The sequence below is a fragment of the Afipia felis ATCC 53690 genome, from assembly GCF_000314735.2.
In the GTDB taxonomy this organism is placed as follows: domain Bacteria; phylum Pseudomonadota; class Alphaproteobacteria; order Rhizobiales; family Xanthobacteraceae; genus Afipia; species Afipia felis.
The window spans coordinates 908,633-925,850 of record NZ_KB375270.1; the positions used below are offsets into that span (position 1 = coordinate 908,633).

General features: G+C 60.9%; 22 protein-coding genes and 1 tRNA gene. 8 read left to right on the top strand and 15 right to left on the bottom strand.

What is annotated here, in order from left to right:
• The first annotated feature begins 88 nt into the window (after positions 1–88).
• Positions 89–478 (top strand): hypothetical protein, encoded by a 390-nt coding sequence (locus HMPREF9697_RS04370; protein ID WP_002715945.1) that lies wholly within the window; start codon positions 89–91, stop codon positions 476–478.
• A gap of 58 nt (positions 479–536) precedes the next feature.
• Entirely contained in the window at positions 537–1,613 is a 1,077-nt protein-coding gene (locus HMPREF9697_RS04375) for a glycosyltransferase family 4 protein (RefSeq protein WP_002715946.1), read from the top strand.
• A 189-nt stretch (positions 1,614–1,802) separates the two neighbouring features.
• Here HMPREF9697_RS04375 and HMPREF9697_RS04380 read toward each other — a convergent pair.
• The 3 genes from HMPREF9697_RS04380 to HMPREF9697_RS04390 all read right to left on the bottom strand — a co-directional run bounded on the left by HMPREF9697_RS04380 (position 1,803) and on the right by HMPREF9697_RS04390 (position 3,248).
• A tRNA-Pro gene (locus HMPREF9697_RS04380) sits at positions 1,803–1,879 on the bottom strand.
• 54 nt (positions 1,880–1,933) lie between these two features.
• The gene (locus tag HMPREF9697_RS04385) at positions 1,934–2,416 is read right to left on the bottom strand and encodes a DUF192 domain-containing protein (RefSeq protein ID WP_002715947.1); all 483 of its coding nucleotides are present in this window, start codon (positions 2,414–2,416) and stop codon (positions 1,934–1,936) included.
• A gap of 166 nt (positions 2,417–2,582) precedes the next feature.
• Positions 2,583–3,248 carry a cold-shock protein gene (locus tag HMPREF9697_RS04390; protein WP_002715948.1) on the bottom strand — a complete coding sequence of 222 codons (666 nt, stop codon included), beginning with the start codon at positions 3,246–3,248 and terminating at the stop codon, positions 2,583–2,585.
• Positions 3,249–3,546: 298 nt separating this feature from the next.
• On the opposite strand from HMPREF9697_RS04390, the gene HMPREF9697_RS04395 reads away from it, so the two are divergent.
• Positions 3,547–3,807: a hypothetical protein gene (locus tag HMPREF9697_RS04395; RefSeq protein WP_002715949.1), complete on the top strand. Its 261-nt coding sequence runs from the start codon at positions 3,547–3,549 to the stop codon at positions 3,805–3,807.
• Between the two features lie 211 nt (positions 3,808–4,018).
• Positions 4,019–4,468 (top strand): VOC family protein, encoded by a 450-nt coding sequence (locus HMPREF9697_RS04400; protein ID WP_002715950.1) that lies wholly within the window; start codon positions 4,019–4,021, stop codon positions 4,466–4,468.
• 197 nt (positions 4,469–4,665) lie between these two features.
• On the opposite strand, the gene HMPREF9697_RS04405 is transcribed toward HMPREF9697_RS04400, so the two are convergent.
• From HMPREF9697_RS04405 to HMPREF9697_RS04435, 9 genes are all read right to left on the bottom strand, one after another.
• Complete coding sequence (locus tag HMPREF9697_RS04405) at positions 4,666–5,010, bottom strand: hypothetical protein (protein WP_002715951.1); 345 nt, start codon at positions 5,008–5,010, stop codon at positions 4,666–4,668.
• 132 nt (positions 5,011–5,142) lie between these two features.
• Positions 5,143–5,394: a hypothetical protein gene (locus HMPREF9697_RS04410; RefSeq protein WP_002715952.1), complete on the bottom strand. Its 252-nt coding sequence runs from the start codon at positions 5,392–5,394 to the stop codon at positions 5,143–5,145.
• A gap of 14 nt (positions 5,395–5,408) precedes the next feature.
• Positions 5,409–5,594, bottom strand: a complete 186-nt coding sequence (locus tag HMPREF9697_RS20300; RefSeq protein ID WP_081602577.1) for a heavy-metal-associated domain-containing protein — start codon at positions 5,592–5,594, stop codon at positions 5,409–5,411.
• A complete protein-coding gene (locus HMPREF9697_RS04415; RefSeq protein ID WP_002715953.1) occupies positions 5,581–7,110 on the bottom strand; it encodes a multicopper oxidase family protein in 1,530 nt (509 codons plus the stop codon). The genes HMPREF9697_RS20300 and HMPREF9697_RS04415 overlap by 14 nt, the downstream gene beginning before the upstream one ends.
• Positions 7,111–7,255: 145 nt before the next feature.
• On the bottom strand, positions 7,256–7,699 hold the full coding sequence (locus tag HMPREF9697_RS04420) for an EF-hand domain-containing protein (RefSeq protein ID WP_002715954.1): 444 nt from the start codon (positions 7,697–7,699) through the stop codon (positions 7,256–7,258).
• 129 nt (positions 7,700–7,828) lie between these two features.
• Complete coding sequence (locus HMPREF9697_RS20800; RefSeq protein ID WP_157223243.1) at positions 7,829–7,981, bottom strand: hypothetical protein; 153 nt, start codon at positions 7,979–7,981, stop codon at positions 7,829–7,831.
• Between the two features lie 43 nt (positions 7,982–8,024).
• Complete coding sequence (locus tag HMPREF9697_RS04425; RefSeq protein ID WP_002715956.1) at positions 8,025–8,270, bottom strand: twin-arginine translocation signal domain-containing protein; 246 nt, start codon at positions 8,268–8,270, stop codon at positions 8,025–8,027.
• A 113-nt stretch (positions 8,271–8,383) separates the two neighbouring features.
• On the bottom strand, positions 8,384–8,848 hold the full coding sequence (locus HMPREF9697_RS04430) for a DUF2938 family protein (RefSeq protein WP_002715957.1): 465 nt from the start codon (positions 8,846–8,848) through the stop codon (positions 8,384–8,386).
• A 163-nt stretch (positions 8,849–9,011) separates the two neighbouring features.
• The gene (locus tag HMPREF9697_RS04435; protein WP_002715958.1) at positions 9,012–9,269 is read right to left on the bottom strand and encodes a hypothetical protein; all 258 of its coding nucleotides are present in this window, start codon (positions 9,267–9,269) and stop codon (positions 9,012–9,014) included.
• Positions 9,270–9,455: 186 nt separating this feature from the next.
• Between HMPREF9697_RS04435 and HMPREF9697_RS04440 the strand changes: the two genes are divergently transcribed.
• The 4 genes from HMPREF9697_RS04440 to HMPREF9697_RS04455 all read left to right on the top strand — a co-directional run bounded on the left by HMPREF9697_RS04440 (position 9,456) and on the right by HMPREF9697_RS04455 (position 14,225).
• The gene (locus HMPREF9697_RS04440; protein ID WP_002715959.1) at positions 9,456–10,175 is read left to right on the top strand and encodes a response regulator; all 720 of its coding nucleotides are present in this window, start codon (positions 9,456–9,458) and stop codon (positions 10,173–10,175) included.
• Positions 10,172–11,620 (top strand): ATP-binding protein, encoded by a 1,449-nt coding sequence (locus HMPREF9697_RS04445; RefSeq protein WP_002715960.1) that lies wholly within the window; start codon positions 10,172–10,174, stop codon positions 11,618–11,620. Before HMPREF9697_RS04440 ends, HMPREF9697_RS04445 begins: the two co-directional genes overlap by 4 nt.
• A 308-nt stretch (positions 11,621–11,928) precedes the next feature.
• Positions 11,929–12,204, top strand: a complete 276-nt coding sequence (locus HMPREF9697_RS04450) for a metal/formaldehyde-sensitive transcriptional repressor (RefSeq protein ID WP_002715961.1) — start codon at positions 11,929–11,931, stop codon at positions 12,202–12,204.
• A gap of 17 nt (positions 12,205–12,221) precedes the next feature.
• Positions 12,222–14,225, top strand: coding sequence for a heavy metal translocating P-type ATPase (locus HMPREF9697_RS04455; protein ID WP_002715962.1), 2,004 nt, complete (start codon positions 12,222–12,224; stop codon positions 14,223–14,225).
• A gap of 122 nt (positions 14,226–14,347) precedes the next feature.
• On the opposite strand, the gene HMPREF9697_RS04460 is transcribed toward HMPREF9697_RS04455, so the two are convergent.
• The 3 genes from HMPREF9697_RS04460 to HMPREF9697_RS04465 form a co-directional block, all read right to left on the bottom strand.
• Complete coding sequence (locus tag HMPREF9697_RS04460; RefSeq protein ID WP_002715963.1) at positions 14,348–16,450, bottom strand: heavy metal translocating P-type ATPase; 2,103 nt, start codon at positions 16,448–16,450, stop codon at positions 14,348–14,350.
• A 147-nt stretch (positions 16,451–16,597) separates the two neighbouring features.
• Positions 16,598–16,837, bottom strand: coding sequence for a DUF2933 domain-containing protein (locus HMPREF9697_RS20305; RefSeq protein ID WP_002715964.1), 240 nt, complete (start codon positions 16,835–16,837; stop codon positions 16,598–16,600).
• Between the two features lie 44 nt (positions 16,838–16,881).
• Positions 16,882–17,169, bottom strand: a complete 288-nt coding sequence (locus HMPREF9697_RS04465; protein WP_002715965.1) for a hypothetical protein — start codon at positions 17,167–17,169, stop codon at positions 16,882–16,884.
• Between the last annotated feature and the right edge of the window lie 49 nt (positions 17,170–17,218).

The window sequence follows — 17,218 nt, forward strand, 5'->3', positions numbered from 1 at the left end:
CTAAGGGCGACCTGGTCGTTAAGGTTCGTTAACTCCAGCTTGTTGTTGGCAGGGACTTCCGTTAGAAATCCCGGCGGGGGATTTCATCATGTTGATTCATCGCCTTTTCATTGCCTCGACCGCATTATTTGCCCTTGTTTTTTCAATCGCTTGCACGACGGCAACACCTGCCAGAGCGAATTGCGCGGACTTCGTCCTGAACTGTGACAATGGTCGCGACTATCCGTTCTGCCCGCGCGCGGTCAGTCCTGAGGGCGATGTCGTCACCGGCACCTTGAGCCTTGCGCCGCACAGCGCGGTCCGGATGCGGCTGATCCCAATGGGTGTCGGCTACCGGTATGCGGGCCGCGGCGTCTGGTTTGACGGCCTTCAGAACGAAGCGTTGCTCTTCCTGCGAAAGAACGCTTCCGTCTCCTGTACAGTGTCGCGCCAGACGCTGGACCCGAGCGCACCGGCCGTGCTCTATACGAAGGGTTGATCCCAGCCTCCGGTTACAGGGCAGGCTTTTCGGCGAGGAAGCGGAGCCAGCCCATCGGATGACGAAGGTTGTAATCGTCAACCCGCGCGCGATGTATTTTGGCGATCGGCACGCAACGTCGATCGACCTCACCGTACGCGACCTGATCCTTCACAGCCGCTTTCGCGACGACGTGACGGTGATTGGCGACCCGATCGACCTTCCCTTTGACGGCATCGCCTATGTCGCGCGGCCGATGGGTCATTCCGACCGCTTCTTTTTCCGCATGCGTCGCCTGCTCGCCACCATTCGCGCCATGGCGCCGGATGTCGTTTCCGTACAGGAGCATCTCGGCACGGCGAGCTACCTCGCCAAACACCTCAAAGCGCCGGTGGTGCTGCATCTGCATAACCCGATACGGCAGCCAAAGAACCCCATCGAGCGACGGTGGCGCGGAAATGCCTTCGTACCGCTTAGCGGGCTGATCTTTGTCAGCCGTGATCATGAGCGATCTTTCCGGGAGACATGGCCACAGGTCGCGGCGCCGCGCCACGTCGTACCCAACGGGCTCGACCTCGAGCAATGGCACCCTGCAGCAAGCCGTCAGAAGGTGGTTCTGGTGGTCGGCCGCGCCGTCCCGGAGAAAGGCATCCTTGAGGCCGCCGAGGCGCTTGCCGCGACCCTGCCCCGGCACCCGGACTGGCGGACCGTGTTCATTCTCAGCGCGGTGACGTCACATCCCGATTACGTGGCAGATATCCGCCGCGTGCTGGCACCGCTCGGGCAACAGGCCGAACTGCTGACCGGCCAGCCTTTCATGGTCGTGAGGGACTGGAGCGAAAAAGCAGCCATCGCCGTGGTCTCGTCCCATATCCGCGAGACCTTTGGGCGCACCGCGCTGGAGGCCCACGCCGGAGGCGCTGCCGTGATCTCGTCGGGCAATGGCGGCCTCCGGGAGGTCAGCGGCGAGCACGCGCTCTATCTGGAGCGCATCGGGGCGCCAGAGATCGCCCGCGCCGTGGAGCGTCTGATCCGCGATGAGGGCGAACGCCAGCACCTCGCAGCGGCAGGACACACCCGCGCGCTGGCTCAGTTCGATATCCGCGCCACAGCGGCGGTTCACGATGCGATGATCAAAAGCCTCATTTCTCAATGAGAAAGGGCGAGATGTTTATATTTGAGATGAACTTTACGGGCTGCTGAGACGTCTTGTTCCCGCATCTTCCGGGGAGGGTACCGAGTCTGTCGCTTCCGCGACGCCCACGGGCTGCGTATCAAGACCAGAGGGCAATGAGGAGTACGCGCCAGAGGGCACAAAAAATCAAAGTATTTTCAATTAGATATATGGTCGGGGCAGGAGGATTCGAACCTCCGACCTGCGGTACCCAAAACCGCCGCGCTACCAGGCTACGCTATACCCCGAGACGCCAGTGGTTACACCGTTCGCATCACCCCAGCAAGGTATCGGACGGGATCTTAATTGCGTCCGAACAGCGGTCCCGCGACCCGGTCGCCTGGCGCGATGCCATCCTTCCGTGCAGTTCCAGCCACCACCTCCAGCACTGCCTTGACCGGCCCCCCAGAGGAGATGATCCGCTCCGACAGCGGCGTGGTGTTTTCCGCGATCCGGAGTATCCGGCCGTCGGCCCGGATGAAGATCATATCGAGAGAGACATAGGTGTTCTTCATCCACATCGAAACGTTTTGCTCCGGCGAAAAGTCGAACAGCATGCCCTGCCCGTCAGGCAGTTCCTTGCGGAACATCAGGCCGCGCTCGCGCTCTTCCGTAGTCTTCGCCACCTCAACGTTGAAAACCTTCACGCCGGACTTAGTGACGATCTCGAACGTCTGCATATCCGCTGCCCGCGCGGAGCCCGCAGCGGCAATGCAGCCAAAAGCGAGCGCCAACAAAGCCACGGCCACCCGCCCCGCTCTCAATCCGGAAATTCCAAACGTCATCGGCCGCCTCGATTTCTACCCCGCGGCCCAATAGCAAATCGCCCGGCGGGCGTCAGCCTTCGCGTCATCACGTTGGCGTGGATGAAGATGCCAGACGGCTGCACAGCGTCTGCTTGCGCGGAGCGCTGGAAATACAATCAACAGGAATGGATGAAGCGGAGGGCCGTTAGTGCGACGACAGTCCGCCCGCGCCGACCTCTGGCTGGATCTCCGCAGCCATCATGCCCTTGGACCCGGGCCCATAGCGTACCAGCACGTATTGGCCGGGACGCAGTTCGGTCATGCCGTAGCGGCGCAGCGTTTCCATATGGACGAAAATGTCCGGCGTTCCCTCGCCACACGACACGAAACCGAAGCCGCGCAGGCGGTTGAACCATTTCACTTGGGCACGCTCCAACCCGCTCGTCGGCGTCACGCTGACATGGGTACGCGGCGGCAGCATCTGCGCCGGATGAATGGCGGTCGATTCATCCATCGAGAGGATGCGGAAAGCCTGATAACCCTTGTGCCGCTGCACGCATTCGCACACCAGGCGCGCGCCTTCATAGGCGGTCTGGAAGCCATCGCGCCGCAAGACGGTGACATGCAGGAGAATATCCGGCCAGCCATTGTCAGGAACGATGAAGCCGTAGCCCTTCGAGGCGTCGAACCATTTGATGACACCGCTCAATTCGACAAGGTTGGCAGCCGCGCCATCCTCCAGTCCCGCGAACGGATCGGCGCTGTTGCGGCCCTGCGGCGCGGCAAACTCCTGCGAGCCAAGCCGCGATGCTGAACCACCTCCGAGCTGTTGCTCGATAAGCCGTTTGGACTCGAAATTGTCCGTCCCCATGACCCCGGGCCCCACGCTGCCAGACCATGTGTTGCAGGCCCGGCTGGATTGCGCTCATCGATGGAAGTTCAACGACGATGCGACGCGATTCGCGTAAGGGAACGATAACATTCCGAGTCAGGCGGAAAAGCCCAAAATCGAATCCGGCAGAAGCTATGAACAGCTTGCCCGCAGCGAATCGATCCGATCTCTCGAAATCCGCCAATCAGGTGCGTCATCGTCGCATTCGTTATCCAATTGACCAACAACGGAATTGGAACCGAAAAACCGCGCGGGCGTTGATGCCGCGGAGGTGGCCATGCCTTATGCACTCTTTACGAACGGCGAGCAGATCAGCAAAGCTTATCGATCGGAGGAAGAAGTCTGGAGGAAAGCCGAGGAAGCAGGCCTTGTCGTCGATCTTCCCTCCGATGAGGAAGAGAAAAAACCCAAGCAGGTGCTCGACGAAGGCTACCACATACAGCCCTGCCAACCCGATCAAGCCGAGGATCAATCGGCCGCCGCACTGGATACGGAGTTCGAGCCGCTCCGGCATAAGCGCTTATCATCCGCCCGGTAACGGCCTGTTGGCGCAGCACACAATTTCATCATTTTAGTTGAACTGGCCTGGAACGAACCTCCAGCACATGCGTTGACTGCATGAAGCTCTCCCCCAAGCTTCATTCCCCAAGCCCTGCCCAGTCCCCGCTGGCAGGGCTTTTTCATGGGGCTCTTCAATTGAAGACTGCCGCGCTATAAAACCGAGCAATCCCTTCAACTGGAATTTTCACATGCGCTATCTCCACACCATGCTTCGGGTCCGTAACCTCGATACCGCGCTCAAATTCTACTGCGATGCGCTGGGATTGAAGGAATCTTACCGCACGGAGAATGAAAAAGGCCGTTTCACTCTGGTGTTTCTCATGGCGCCGGAAGACGAAGCGCTTGTGAAGCAATCGCCGGGGCGTGGTGCACCGTTTGTGGAATTGACCTGGAATTGGGATGAGGAAGCCTACGGCGAAGACCGTTTCTTCGGCCATCTCGCTTATGAGGTCGACGACATCTATGCGACCTGCGAGCGTCTTTCCAAACTCGGCATTGTCATCAACCGCCCGCCACGCGACGGCCAGATGGCCTTCATTCGCTCGCCCGATCTGCACTCGATCGAGCTTCTGCAGAAAGGCAACGCGCTGCCGCCGCAGGAGCCGTGGCTGTCGATGAAGAACACCGGCCACTGGTGAACACCCGCGTTTCAGTTACGGAACTTGCATAACGGCCACCTGTTCTCCTGACATCGAACGATCAATCGAGGAGGACGATAATGGGACGCGGGCTGTTGCTGTGGCTGTTGGGTGTGCCGATTCCGGTAATTATTCTTCTGTGGCTGTTTTTCGGCCGGTAATAAAAAGCCCCGCACACAGGCGGGGCTTTTTTTACATCATAGCTTGCGGCAGTCGGCGGAGCCATCGAGGAATTTCACGAGAGGGCTGGTGTTCGCATGCATCACGCAAAGCTCGGCGTCCTTTCCCGCCGGCACCGGACCGGTGCAGACGATTCGCGGCTTGTCGTCGTAGGTCGCAGTCTCGAACGCACACGTCGCGCGACACGAAGCTTCGCTGTTCAGCGGGTTGGTCACGGAGACGATCGCCGATTTCGCATCGGGCTGGATCAGGCAGCGCACCGTCGCGACTTCCGCCAACGATGGGAGCTGCCCGACAATAAGGAAGGCTGCCGACACGGCCATCACGAGACCGGCGATTTTCAAACGAGGAAGAAACAGCATAGCCCGCTCTATCAAAGCGCGCGCGAGGCCTGCAATCGGCACATCGTGTGGCATTCTGGAAATTTTGGCGCGCCATTCAGAATAAAACTGCGAACTCTTATATTATTGAAATTGCTATATAATTTTTCGCCTCTACCACCCATAGGGAAGTGTTTGTGTCTGCGACGTTCTCCGGTGCACAGGTTGCTGTGGTTGCACTCGCCGGTGCTGCACTTTCCGGGACATCCCGAACATGCCTTGAGCAGCACCGAACATAGTCGGGCGATCGTCCATGAAAGCGCTCATGAACACCATGGCGATAGGCCAGGTATCCCAGGCGCCGGAAAACCAGCATGACGCCATAGCAAGCGCGCCCGCGATGAAGATCGGGGCGCGCTTGTTCATGACCTTGCTCTCGGTCAGTTCGCCGCCGCCGAGTAGCCGGCTTCTTCGAGCACCTGCAAGATCGCCGCCTGTGTCGCGGTCGTTTCGACCTTGACCGCACGCGCGGTGGGGTTGGTCTTGACCTTGGCGTTGGGATCAACCGACTGGATCGCCTTGGTGACCGATCTGACGCAACCGCCGCAGGTATCAGATAGCCTGATCGCTGGTCTTGTATTGGCCCATCATGCCGGCATCCTCGTGCTCAAGCGTGTGACAGTGAAACATGAAGGGCGCGCTTGCGGCCCGCTGCGTAAAGCGCACGAGAATTTCGACAGGCTCCTGTACCAGCACCGTGTCTCGCGGCCCGCTGTCATTTATTGCGGGACGCGAGCCCGCGCGGCTCAGCACCTGAAAATGCACACCATGCATATGGAAGGGATGGATCATCATCTCGCTCGAGACTTGCCAGATCTCGGTGTCGCCGAGACGAACCGTCTGGTCGATTCGATCCATGTCGAAAGCGCGGCCATCAATACCGAACGAACCCATGCCGCCGCCCATCATTCCGCGACCCATGCCGGGACCCATTCCTCCCATCATGCCCCCGCGCCCCATCATGCCGCCCATTCCCATGGTCAGCCGTAGTTCACGGCGGCGAACGGCGCGCGCGGAATCGAGGCGCTCGGGCTCAACGAGGCGCTCGGGAATGGCCCGCTTTGGGGAAGGAGTGCCCGCCTGCGGTTCGAGCCGGACAACCGTAGTCGGGCCATCAAGTGGCTCACCCGCGCCGCCCATCATCCGCATCATGCCTGCGCGCAGGGTCGGATCGAGATCGGTGCGGAGCGCGACCGCGCGCCCATCCGAAAGGTCGACGAGGATCTCGGCCCGCTGTCCCGGTGCAAGCCAGAGCGAGCGCCGCTCGACCGGACGCTCCAGCAGACCACCATCGGTTGCGATCCAGTGAAAGGCGCGGCCATCCGAGAAGGACAGATCATAGACGCGGGCATTGGAGCCGTTGAGAAGGCGCAGCCGCACGAGGCCGGCCGGTACACGCGCAACAGCATTTCTGGTCCCGTTGGCCAGTACGGTGTCGCCGCGCTGGCCGGTCATGATCGTCATCGGAGACTCAGGATAGAGAAGCCGCCCCTCGCTGAAGACCTTGTCCTGCAGGATAACCGGAAGATCGTCGACGCCGTATTCGGAGGGGAGTCCAAGCGCGCGCTCGGCATCATCAGCAAGGATGATCATTCCGGCAAGTCCGCCATAGACCTGCCGCGCCGTCACACCGTGCGGATGCGCGTGATACCAGAGCGTCGCCGCAGGTTGATCGACCGCAAGGCGCGGCCGCCAGGTCGCTCCGGGCTGGATCATCTGATGCGGACCTCCATCGGCTTCCGCCGGGACGAGGAGCCCGTGCCAGTGCACGGCGGTGGCATCGCGCATGTCGTTGGTGACCGAGACTTCGACCTCGTCGCCGCGATGGAGCCGCAACGTCGGGCCAAGATAGCTTCCGTTAAAGCCGCGTGTGGCGGATTCGCGTCCTGTGAAAAAGGGCGTGCGACCCTCCTGGGCTTTCAAGGTAATGCCATTCGCTTGCCGCCGCGCATCGATGATCTCGGGGATGCGGAGTGGATTCGGCTCGGCGGCTTCGAGCCGCTGGAGACGCGAGCCAGCCGCCACAGAAGCGCCGGCGACCGCGCTACCGACGAGGAATGTACGTCGTGTTGTGTTGGCCATTGTTGTCTCCCGCCCGAAAGCCTGCAAGCTCCGAACTGTCGTCACCGCGTCATCTTGACTGCGCTGCTCCTATATCGCCTGAAGCCCGCGCATCACATCGGATACTTACACGCCGAACTGCCCCGTGAGGCGGTGCTCCGCCACGCTACTGCTGCGGCAGCGATCCTCCGGAGCCCTGCATGAAGGACTGCATCTCGTCAAAGGTGAGGCGACCATCCTTGTTGGAGTCCATTGCCTTGAAGATGCGCTCGTGAGCCGCCTGAAACTCTTGCAGTGACACAGTCCCGTCACCATCGGCATCCATCAGAATGAACATGATGCGCATCATGAAAGGGCGGCCCATCATGCCCATCGGCGCCGGCACACCACCTCCTATTCCCCGCTGCCCCATCATGCCCATCATATTGCCTTGCCCCATCATGCCTCGTTGGCCGGCCATGCTCCCCTGACCCGGGACCTGCTGCTGCGTTTGCTCCTGGCTCGGCCGCTGCATCATCGGACTACCGACACTTTGCTGCGCAATTGCGGATGTAGCCGCACCGGCCAGAATAAATGCAGAGGCGGTAAGAACAAGAACATGCGTTCGCATCTCAAATCTCCTTCTGAAACCCCACAGCCTTAATTGCATTTTGGAAGATCAGTTCCGGGCGAGCAAGATTTCTCTCCTGCCCGCTCGCCACGTTCGGACGCCGCTTGCCCTTTCATGGAAAGCTCCTGTTCAGTTGAACTTTGCCTGCGACAGGGGTGATGATCTGCCCGCATCTTTCGGTTCGCTCGGAATGGAGATAACGGATGTGCCGGTCAGCAGCGGCTGGCCGGCGATCCAAAGCGCAACGACGGCTCCGATCAGCGCCAACGGCCCGTTGCCCATGATAATCATAATCAGCGCCAGTGCAGCGGAGCGATACCTGCGCTCATTTTGAGCCTCCTTCCAAGCCTATCGTATTCATCGCCGATCCGCGTCCTGTGAAAAAGGACGTGCGACCCTCCTGGGCTTTCAAGGTAATGCCATTCGCTTGCTGCCGGGCATCGATGAGCTCAGGGATACGAAGCGGGTTCGGTTCGGTGGCTTCGAGCCGCTGGAGACACAAGCCAGCCCCCGCGGCCACGCCGATTGCGGCGGTACCGGCGAGGAAGTCACGTCGTGTCATCTGAGCCATCGTCATCTCCGGTCCAGGAGCTTCTAAGCTCCGAAATGCCGCACCAAGCCGTCGAGATCACACGAGCGCTGCCGATATGTGGCCGATGCCGGCCTCGACGATCAGCGCGGTCACTACATGCCGAGGCCAAAGATGGAGTGCCCAACGAGACTTTTCAGACGTGTTACGTTCGGCTCCGGTGTCCTGGCCCCCGCGATCCCCAGGCCCATGCCTGGCATCATCGCGAAAAAGGGCAGGACGAGCAGCACCAGCACGAGGATCATGGGCGGGGCAAAGCTGGGAGCCTGCAACCAACCAGCGCCCCAGATCGCGACAAGCAGCAGCCCGTACCCGGCGCCGATGACATAGTGAAAGATCCATCCAAGCGCATGTTCGCCAAACACCGGGTCCGCCTGCTTCAGATCGGGCTGGACGAACCGGCCTTCGGGCATATGACCGACCCAGCGGCCCACCATTGCCCAGTTGATCGCCGGCACATCGAAGGCGCGCTGCATGAAGGCGGACCACAGATCCAGAACTACTGTGCCGCCGATACCGACAATCGCTGCCGTCAGAACGATTTCTATTGCCTCAGTCATAAACTCATCCTCTCACAAGAAAAACGGTGTTCCATGGGGGTTCAAATCTCGCGGTCATTGTCGAGACATCGCGCACCCTGTGCTGAAGCAGCCATCACTGCTTAAACCAGATGTGCGCGCCATCGGACCGACTGAGCGCGGAAGTCCTTGCTATGCGGGCGTGTCAGGCCGACTTAACGAGAGACCGGACTAACAGGACGACCAGGGTCAGGATGCCCCCGAAAAACAGGACCATCGCGATCGGCCCGAGCGCCATCAGCCATCCCATTTCAGTCCACATGGCCGTCATGGGATGCGCCCCTTGGAAACCGGAATACATTAGGGACGATTGGGAACCGTAGGTATGGAACGAAATCATTGTCGCGAGGCTGACGAGCAGTGCGACAGTTGCAGCGGTGACGAGTTTTGCGTTCTTGGTCATGGTTTTCTCTTCTCCAAACAGACAGCGGTCATCTCCGCTGTTCGCTGGCCATTTGCTGTGGAGGATGTCACCCAAGTTTGCCGGTGAACGCGCCCAATTGTGACAAAGTGTGCCGGACGCGTCCTTGGACACATTTGGTTTCATCTTTTGCCAGCAAAGGCACCGCGGTTCGGCTATGGCTAATTCATGCAAGGAAACCCGCATATTCTCGTCGTAGACGACCATCGCGAAATCCGCGAACTGGTTTCACGCGCGCTCGTCAGAGAGGGCTTCCGCGTCAGTGTTGCCACCGACGGCAGGGAGATGCGCAAGGTCATGGCCGACGCCCGCATCGACCTCATCATTCTAGACCTGATGCTGCCCGGTGAGGATGGACTCACACTTTGCCGAGCGCTGCGCGCCGAATCGAACATCCCGATCATTATGTTGACCGCGAAGGGGGATGAGATCGATCGGGTTGTCGGTCTCGAGGTGGGAGCCGACGATTATATCCCCAAGCCCTTCGGCAGCCGCGAACTAATCGCCCGGATCAGGGCGGTCCTGCGCCGGACTCGCAACGACGATGCTCCGGATCGCACCAACCGCTCCGCTGGCTATCGTTTCGACCGCTGGTGGCTCGACACCGGGGCGCGTGAATTGCTTCGCGAGGATGGCGTCACGGTGCCTCTCAGCACCGGCGAGTATGATCTTCTCCTAGCGCTGGTCGAGCGTCCTCAGCGTGTCTTGAGTCGCGACCAGCTCCTGGACCTAGCTCGAGGCCGGGCAACGAGCGCATTTGACCGCAGCATCGACACCCAGGTCAGCCGCCTACGCAAGAAGCTGGAGCTAAATCCCAACGAACCGACGATTATCAAAACGGTTTGGGGAGGCGGCTATCTGTTCGCCCCCGAGACAAGCAGACAATGAGGCGCTTCATTCCCCGCGGCCTGTTCGGCCAGACTCTGTTCGTGCTCCTGGCCGGGCTCGTCGTCTCAAACCTGGTCGGCTCGTGGATATACAGCATGGACCGCGGCCAAATCGTGCGTGCGGTCGGCGGGGTCGTGATCACCCAGCGCATCATAAATCTGACTCGCTTGGTGCGGGATGCACCCCACGAATGGCGTGCGCGCATCGTTGCGGCCTCCAGCGATCAGACATTCAATGTTGCACTGGCCACCAAGCCGCCACAGACGTCGGTGACCGAGGCCGATGCGCCGGCGGCCGAGGCGCTAAAGCAGCTTCTGGCCGAGCAATTGTCTGCCGATGGCAGCGTCGCGCCGCTGGTTTCGGTCTCGCAGCCGCGCGGCATGATGGTGGGCCTTGCCCAGCGGATGATGGACCGGAATCCAATGATGCGAGGGGTTGGCGGCCTGGGGCCTCTTGCAGGCTTTCGGGAGTTGCAGGTCGCCGTTCCGATGCAAGATGGACAATGGCTCACCTTTGTGACCGTCCTGCCGGAAAGCGGCAGAGCCTTTTCGCTACGCTTCCTTGTGTCCATGGGGATCATGGCGCTGATCACCCTTCTGGTGACGCTCTGGGTCGTGCGCCGGGTGACGGCGCCGCTGACGGCTCTGGCCCAAGCCGCTCAGCGGCTCGGCGAGGATCTCAATGCACCGCCGATGCCCGAAACAGGGACGGTCGAGACCCAACAGGCGGCACGTGCCTTCAATGTGATGCAGTCGCGCTTGCGCCGCATGATCGACGATCGCACGAAGATGCTGGCTGCCATTTCCCATGATTTCCGTACGCCGCTGACGCTGCTGCGGCTGCGGGTAGAGAGCGTCGAAGATTCGGCCGAACGCGAAAAGATGTTGTCGACCATAGCGGATCTGGACTCCATGGTTGCTGCAACGCTGGAGTTCGCGAGCGGCAGCGCACAACGGGCGCCACGCCGACTTACCGATCTCACAGCCCTCATGGCGAGCATAACGGACGACCTCGCCGATAGCGGCCTCCCGGTGAGCACGGATGCGGCCCAGCCAGTCATCTACGAATGCGATCCAGCGAGCCTCAAGCGCGCGCTAACCAACCTGATCGACAATGCAGTGAAATATGGTGGCAGCGCCACGGCGACGATCCGCGAAACCGCGGAGGGGATCGAGATCACGATCGACGACACCGGCCCTGGAATTCCCGAGGAGGAACTCACGCACGTCTTCGAGCCGCTCTACCGCCTGGAAAGCTCACGCAGCCGGGAAACCGGGGGGATGGGATTGGGGCTTGCGATCGTCCAGTCGATTGTTCGTGCTCATGGGGGTCGGCTCACCCTTTCAAATCGACCCAAAGGGGGGCTCCGCGCCTTGGTAGCTCTCCCCAAGAGGAAAATTGGCACGGGTCACAACAGCCCGGGAAAGTCGTCCGCAGGAACGTGAACTCGCCTTTTGTTGGACCAAACCACCCATTCGAGGGTGGAGTATTCGACGGCCTTGGACGGCACTGTGGGTGAAATATAGACGAGACCTGCTTCCGGCTCTGCCGAAACGAGCCCGCACAATGTTGCCGCAAGTCTGAGAAACGTAAAATGGGGAGCATCGCTCGACCCTCGAAGCCAACCCCTGAGAGGGGTGACGCGCCATTCAGAATAAACCTGCAGAGGGACGCGCCGAACGCAGGTCCTTGGCTGATGTTCTAGAATATTATAGTGGGGTATATTATATTGCGGGCCGAGAGGGAGAACCGCATGTCGCATACGACCCGCGAGAAAACAAAGTTGCTGAACCGCGTGCGCCGCATTCGCGGCCAGATGGAAGCCGTCGAGCGAGCACTCGAAGACGAAACCGGCTGCGCCGAGGTGCTGCAACTGATCGCTGGCGTGCGCGGCGCCATCAACGGCCTGATGGCCGAGGTGGTCGAGGATCACATCCTGCTGCACGTCGCCGACCACGATCTGGACCAGGAGCAACGCAACGAAGGCGCCGCCGAGCTCATCGATGTCGTGCGCGCCTACCTCAAGTAACAACGGAGTTTGTCATCATGGCAGTTCAGGACGCAGCCCATCGTCAGACAGTGAACGATACCATCGAGGCGCGACTGATCGCACCGGCGGCCGGGGCGCATCATCACGATGACCATGATCACCACGACCATGAACATGACCATGATCACGACCATCCCTTCGAATGGCTCGAAGCCCTGCGCATCGCCCTCGTCGCGATTGCAACTGCGGCTGTGTGGTTCAGGGTCTGGGAGCCGTTCTCGGCGGTCAGCATCATCGGCGTCGTTGGCCTGCTGATCGGCGGCTGGCCCATCCTCAAGGAAGCCTTCGAAAACATCGTCGAGCGCCGTATGACAATGGAGCTGTCGATGACGATCGCAATCGCTGCGGCCGCCGCCATCGGCGAGTTCTTCACCGCGCTCGTCATCACCTTGTTCGTTCTGGTCGCTGAGGTTCTGGAGGGCCTGACTGTCGGCCGTGGCCGCAAGGCGATCCGCGATCTTCTCGAGTTCTTGCCACGCGAGGTCTCGGTGCGCCGCGCCGGATCTATCCGGTCAGTCTCGGCGGAGGAATTGTCGGTCGGCGATGCCATCCTAGTCGCGCCCGGCGGCCGCATTCCTGTCGACGGGACCGTGCTCTCAGGTCATTCCTTCGTCGACGAATCCCGCATCACCGGCGAATCCATGCCCGTCGAGAAGACGGCCGGCACTCACGTCTTCGCCGGCTCCATCAACCAGTCAGGTGCGCTGGAGGTTGCCGCCGAACGGATCGGCCGTGACACGAGCTACGGCAAGATCATCGAGGCGGTTGAACGAGCCGAAAAATCCCGCGCCCCGGTCCAGCGTCTCGCGGACCGTCTGGCCGGCTATCTCGTTTATTTTGCGCTCGGCGCCGCTGTCCTGACATTCCTGATCACGCGCGACATCTACTCGACGATCTCGGTCATCATCGTCGCCGGCGCCTGTGGCATCGCCGCCGGCACGCCGCTCGCCATTCTCGGCGGCATCGGCCGCTCAGCCCGGCTTGGCGCTATCATCAAGGGCGGCGCGCATCTGGAGACCCTGGGCCATGTCGATACCGTCGTGCTCGACAAGACCGGTACACTGACCTTCGGGCACCCGGAAGTGCAGCAAGTTGCCCCCGTCGCTGGCACAACTGACGATGAGCTTCTCGACGCTGCAGCCACGGCCGAGCTGCGTTCCGAGCACCCACTCGGCAAGGCGATCGTCGCCTATGCCCGCAGCCAAGGCCGCAACGTGATCGAGCCAACAAGCTTCGCCTACACACTAGGCCGCGGCATCGCGACCAAGGTCGCTGGCGCTACCATCTTGGTCGGTAATCAGATCTGGATGACGGAGAATGGGATCAGCGTGCCCACCGCCCCTGGTCAGGACGTCGCGACGGGCTCCGAGATCCTTGTCGCCCGTGATGGCCGCTTGCTGGGCTCCATAGCGGTCGCTGACACCGTCCGCCCCGAAGCCAAGCGCGCTATCGAGGGCTTGCATCTAATGGGTATCCGGACTGTTTTGCTGACCGGCGATGCGCGCCACGTCGCAATGGCTGTCGGCTCGGCCCTTGGTATTAAGGACATCGAGGCTGAACTGCTGCCCGAGGACAAGCTGGCGCGCGTCAAAGCGCTCGTTGCGCAGAAACGTAAGGTCGCCATGGTCGGCGATGGCGTCAATGACGCGCCTGCGCTCGCCGAAGCCAGCGTCGGCGTTGCCATGGGATCGGGCACCGATGTCGCCCAAGAAAGCGCCGACGTGGTGTTGCTGGGCAACGATCTCGAGCGCTTCGTCGAAACGCTTGCCGTTGCCAGAAGGACAAGGGGCATCATCTGGCAGAACTTCGCCGGCACCATCGGTGTCGACACAATCGGCATTGTGCTCGCCGCCTTCGGCTTCCTCAACCCGCTGCTTGCGGCAGGCATCCATGTCGTCTCGGAGCTGGTGTTCATCCTCAACTCCGCCCGGCTGCTGCCGACGCCCGAGAAGACGGTCGAAGCCCCACCTCGACTCAAGCCTGAAGCCGCAAAGGCTTGAGCTATGGCAATCGAGTCGCCCTGCACCGACGGCTGCAAATTCAACCGCAAGGCCGACATTTCCGAGATTCTTCGCTCGTCGATACGTGCACCAGAAGCTTCGTACCCTATTGTCGATGCATCCTAGAGCACCGTTCGTCGCAGCAGTTGAGCATTGATGGCAACGATGACGGTGCTGACCGACATCAGCACGGCTCCGACAGCGGGCGAAAGTACGATGCCCACTGGTGCCAGCACGCCGGCGGCCAGCGGAATCGCCACGATGTTGTAGCCAGATGCCCACCAAAGATTCTGTACCATCTTCTGGTAGGTCGCCCGGGAGAGAGCAATGATGCGGGGCATGTCACGTGGATCGCTACGAACCAGCACGACATCGCCCGCCTCCACCGCTACTTCAGTCCCTGCGCCGATTGCGATTCCAACGTCAGCCGCCACCAACGCCGGCGCGTCGTTCACGCCGTCGCCGACCATGGCGACGCGTTTATTCTGCTGCTGCAATTCCTGAATCTTGGCGACTTTATCTTGAGGAAGCACTTCGGCGAATACGGTATCGATCCCCAGTTCCCGACCGACAGCATCCGCCACCGCGTGAGCATCGCCGGTCAGCATGACCACCTCGATACCCTGTGCATGCAGCTGGCGTATCGCTTCCGCGGACTCTGGGCGTACTGCATCCGCGACCGCAAAGGCTGCAAGCGCCTGCCTATTCTCAACCAGGTAAACGACGCTCTGCGCGTGTTGGGCTGCCTCGGCGGCGAACGATTCGATCTCGGCGGGCACCGCAATCTGGTCGCGACGTATTAGATTTGGACCACCAACCGTTAGCCGACGCCCGCCAAAGTCCGCCTGCACCCCATGGCCCGGGAGGGCCTCGAAGCCGGTGACGCGCGGGACCGTGAGGCCCCGTTCGGTCGCGCTGGCGACGATGGCTTTGGCGACCGGATGTTCCGCGTCCTGCTCGACGCCAGCGGCGAGGCGCAAAGCTTCATCTTCTTCGAAACCTTTGGCTGCACGCGCCCCGACGACACGGTGTTCCCCAAGTGTGAGCGTGCCCGTCTTGTCGAAAACCACTGTGTCGAGCAAGCGTGCCTCTTCCAGGCCTCGGCGATCTCGAACGAGGAGGCCATTGCGGGCGCCGATCGTCGTGGAGATCGCGATGACCAGCGGGACGGCAAGTCCGAGTGCGTGCGGACAGGCGATGACCAGGACCGTGACGAGTCTCTCCACAGCATATGCCGGCTCGGCCCCGAGAATCAGCCAGACAATGAAAGTCACTGCGCCGACGCCGAGCGCTATGAGAGTGAGCCAGTACGCCGCCCGATCGGCAATAACTTGCGCTCGCGAGCGCGACGTTTGGGCCTGTTCGACCAGCCGCATAATTCCGGCAAGTGTCGTCCGCTCACCGGTGCCGGTCACTACCACGCGTAGCGACCCTTCGCCGTTTACCGTACCGGCAATGACACGATCCCCGGCGGCTTTCAGAACCGGCCGCGACTCGCCGGTGATCATTGACTCGTTGACATTACTGCGGCCTTCGCGCACCTCACCATCAGCGGGAATGCTTGCGCCGGGCCTGACGAGCACCAGATCTCCATCTACTAGCGCCACGAGCGGCACGTCTTCCGTATGCTCCACACCATCCGCACTCCGCGTGATGCGCACGGCATTGCCTGGCAGCAGCTTGGCGAGTTCAGCGAGGGCGCCTTGCGCCTGATTTATTGAGCGCATCTCGATCCAGTGACCGAGGAGCATGATGGTGACGAGCGTCGCCAACTCCTCCCATAGCGGCGTTCCTGGGAAGCCCAACGTCACCGCGATACTGAAGACAAAAGCAACGCTGATCGCCAACGCGATCAGGGTCATCATGCCTGGAAGGCGGGCTCGCAGCTCGCCGATTGCCCCCTGGACGAAGGGCAAGCCGCCGTAGAGAAAGACGGCGGTCCCGAGCGCTGGCGCGATCCAGGGTGAGCCGGGAAATTCGGGCGGAGTATACCCGAATATCCGCGGAAGCATGTGACCCCAGACGAGCGTCGGAATCGTGAGGACGAAAGACAGCCAGAACCTGTCGCGAAACATTGCGATCGAGTGGCCAGCATGCTTGTCGTGTCTGCCACCTCCTTCATGCTCTCCGTGAACGGCGGAACCATTGTGCGCCGCGGGCTCGCGGCTACGCCCTATGTGATGAGCGGAATTGTGTGCATGCTCGTCTTCTGCCACATGGTCCATCTCTCGGCTCCGCTCTCCCTGAGGCGTGGTCGGACGCCCCTATCCCATACCCCAATGCCTCGGTGGTTTAGCCAATCCCAAGAGCGGAAGTGAGGTCTGCAACCCGAACACGGCCAGCATTCGGCTCTTTGGAACACCGCTCCGTCATTACGGCGTAGGTCTCTTCCCAGACTCTTGTGAGGCATGATCAGCGTGAGCATGCCGGCTTCCGTGCCCGTGCCCATGGCCGAACAGGTGAAGCAAGGGGCAGGCAAGCAGTATGACGTACGGCAGTGCGGAAAGCACATGCCCGGTGTGGGACCAGAGAAGATATGCGCCTAGCGCTGCCAGGACCAGGCACACGCCCAAGCCAAGCTTGGAGCCCAGAAATTCACGCAAAGTGCTCATTGAGAAACCTCCTTGTGTCCGGGGATATAGTCCTTCGATCGCTCTCAGCGGGCTGCGATTTGCTGGCCGAACAGCGCTGCAGCGATTGGCGGCCAAAGATTGTAGAAGAAGACGAAAATAATTGCTGCGATCCAACCATAGATCATGCTCGCGATCAGGCCATAGATGAAACTGCCCACCGTCAGCAGGGTGAAGTTCGGAAAAATCGCCGGCAGCATTGCGTGGCCTTTCAAGTCGGGAAACGCAAACCAGAGAAAGACGCACAGCACATAAACGACCTGAAACAACATGCAGGTCGCGAACATCGCTCGTAGATATGGAAGCTTTGTCATGTCAGTGCTCCTTTCGTATTTTTCCTACTCTCAGCAACCTCAGACTTGA

Bases quoted from the DNA above. Each gene is read 5' to 3' on its own strand.
- HMPREF9697_RS04395 (WP_002715949.1), top strand. From the start codon at position 3,547: ATGCCTTATGCACTCTTTACGAACGGCGAGCAGATCAGCAAAGCTTAT.
- HMPREF9697_RS04415 (WP_002715953.1), bottom strand. From the start codon at position 7,110: ATGGCCAACACAACACGACGTACATTCCTCGTCGGTAGCGCGGTCGCC.
- HMPREF9697_RS04405 (WP_002715951.1), bottom strand. From the start codon at position 5,010: ATGCTGTTTCTTCCTCGTTTGAAAATCGCCGGTCTCGTGATGGCCGTG.
- HMPREF9697_RS04385 (WP_002715947.1), bottom strand. From the start codon at position 2,416: ATGACGTTTGGAATTTCCGGATTGAGAGCGGGGCGGGTGGCCGTGGCT.
- HMPREF9697_RS04375 (WP_002715946.1), top strand. From the start codon at position 537: ATGACGAAGGTTGTAATCGTCAACCCGCGCGCGATGTATTTTGGCGAT.
- HMPREF9697_RS04455 (WP_002715962.1), top strand. From the start codon at position 12,222: ATGGCAGTTCAGGACGCAGCCCATCGTCAGACAGTGAACGATACCATC.
- HMPREF9697_RS20305 (WP_002715964.1), bottom strand. From the start codon at position 16,837: ATGAGCACTTTGCGTGAATTTCTGGGCTCCAAGCTTGGCTTGGGCGTG.
- HMPREF9697_RS04435 (WP_002715958.1), bottom strand. From the start codon at position 9,269: ATGACCAAGAACGCAAAACTCGTCACCGCTGCAACTGTCGCACTGCTC.
- HMPREF9697_RS04420 (WP_002715954.1), bottom strand. From the start codon at position 7,699: ATGCGAACGCATGTTCTTGTTCTTACCGCCTCTGCATTTATTCTGGCC.
- HMPREF9697_RS04410 (WP_002715952.1), bottom strand. From the start codon at position 5,394: ATGAACAAGCGCGCCCCGATCTTCATCGCGGGCGCGCTTGCTATGGCG.
- HMPREF9697_RS04450 (WP_002715961.1), top strand. From the start codon at position 11,929: ATGTCGCATACGACCCGCGAGAAAACAAAGTTGCTGAACCGCGTGCGC.
- HMPREF9697_RS04390 (WP_002715948.1), bottom strand. From the start codon at position 3,248: ATGGGGACGGACAATTTCGAGTCCAAACGGCTTATCGAGCAACAGCTC.
- HMPREF9697_RS20800 (WP_157223243.1), bottom strand. From the start codon at position 7,981: ATGGGCAACGGGCCGTTGGCGCTGATCGGAGCCGTCGTTGCGCTTTGG.
- HMPREF9697_RS04445 (WP_002715960.1), top strand. From the start codon at position 10,172: ATGAGGCGCTTCATTCCCCGCGGCCTGTTCGGCCAGACTCTGTTCGTG.
- HMPREF9697_RS04440 (WP_002715959.1), top strand. From the start codon at position 9,456: ATGCAAGGAAACCCGCATATTCTCGTCGTAGACGACCATCGCGAAATC.
- HMPREF9697_RS04425 (WP_002715956.1), bottom strand. From the start codon at position 8,270: ATGGCTCAGATGACACGACGTGACTTCCTCGCCGGTACCGCCGCAATC.
- HMPREF9697_RS04465 (WP_002715965.1), bottom strand. From the start codon at position 17,169: ATGACAAAGCTTCCATATCTACGAGCGATGTTCGCGACCTGCATGTTG.
- HMPREF9697_RS04370 (WP_002715945.1), top strand. From the start codon at position 89: ATGTTGATTCATCGCCTTTTCATTGCCTCGACCGCATTATTTGCCCTT.
- HMPREF9697_RS04400 (WP_002715950.1), top strand. From the start codon at position 4,019: ATGCGCTATCTCCACACCATGCTTCGGGTCCGTAACCTCGATACCGCG.
- HMPREF9697_RS04460 (WP_002715963.1), bottom strand. From the start codon at position 16,450: ATGGACCATGTGGCAGAAGACGAGCATGCACACAATTCCGCTCATCAC.
- HMPREF9697_RS04430 (WP_002715957.1), bottom strand. From the start codon at position 8,848: ATGACTGAGGCAATAGAAATCGTTCTGACGGCAGCGATTGTCGGTATC.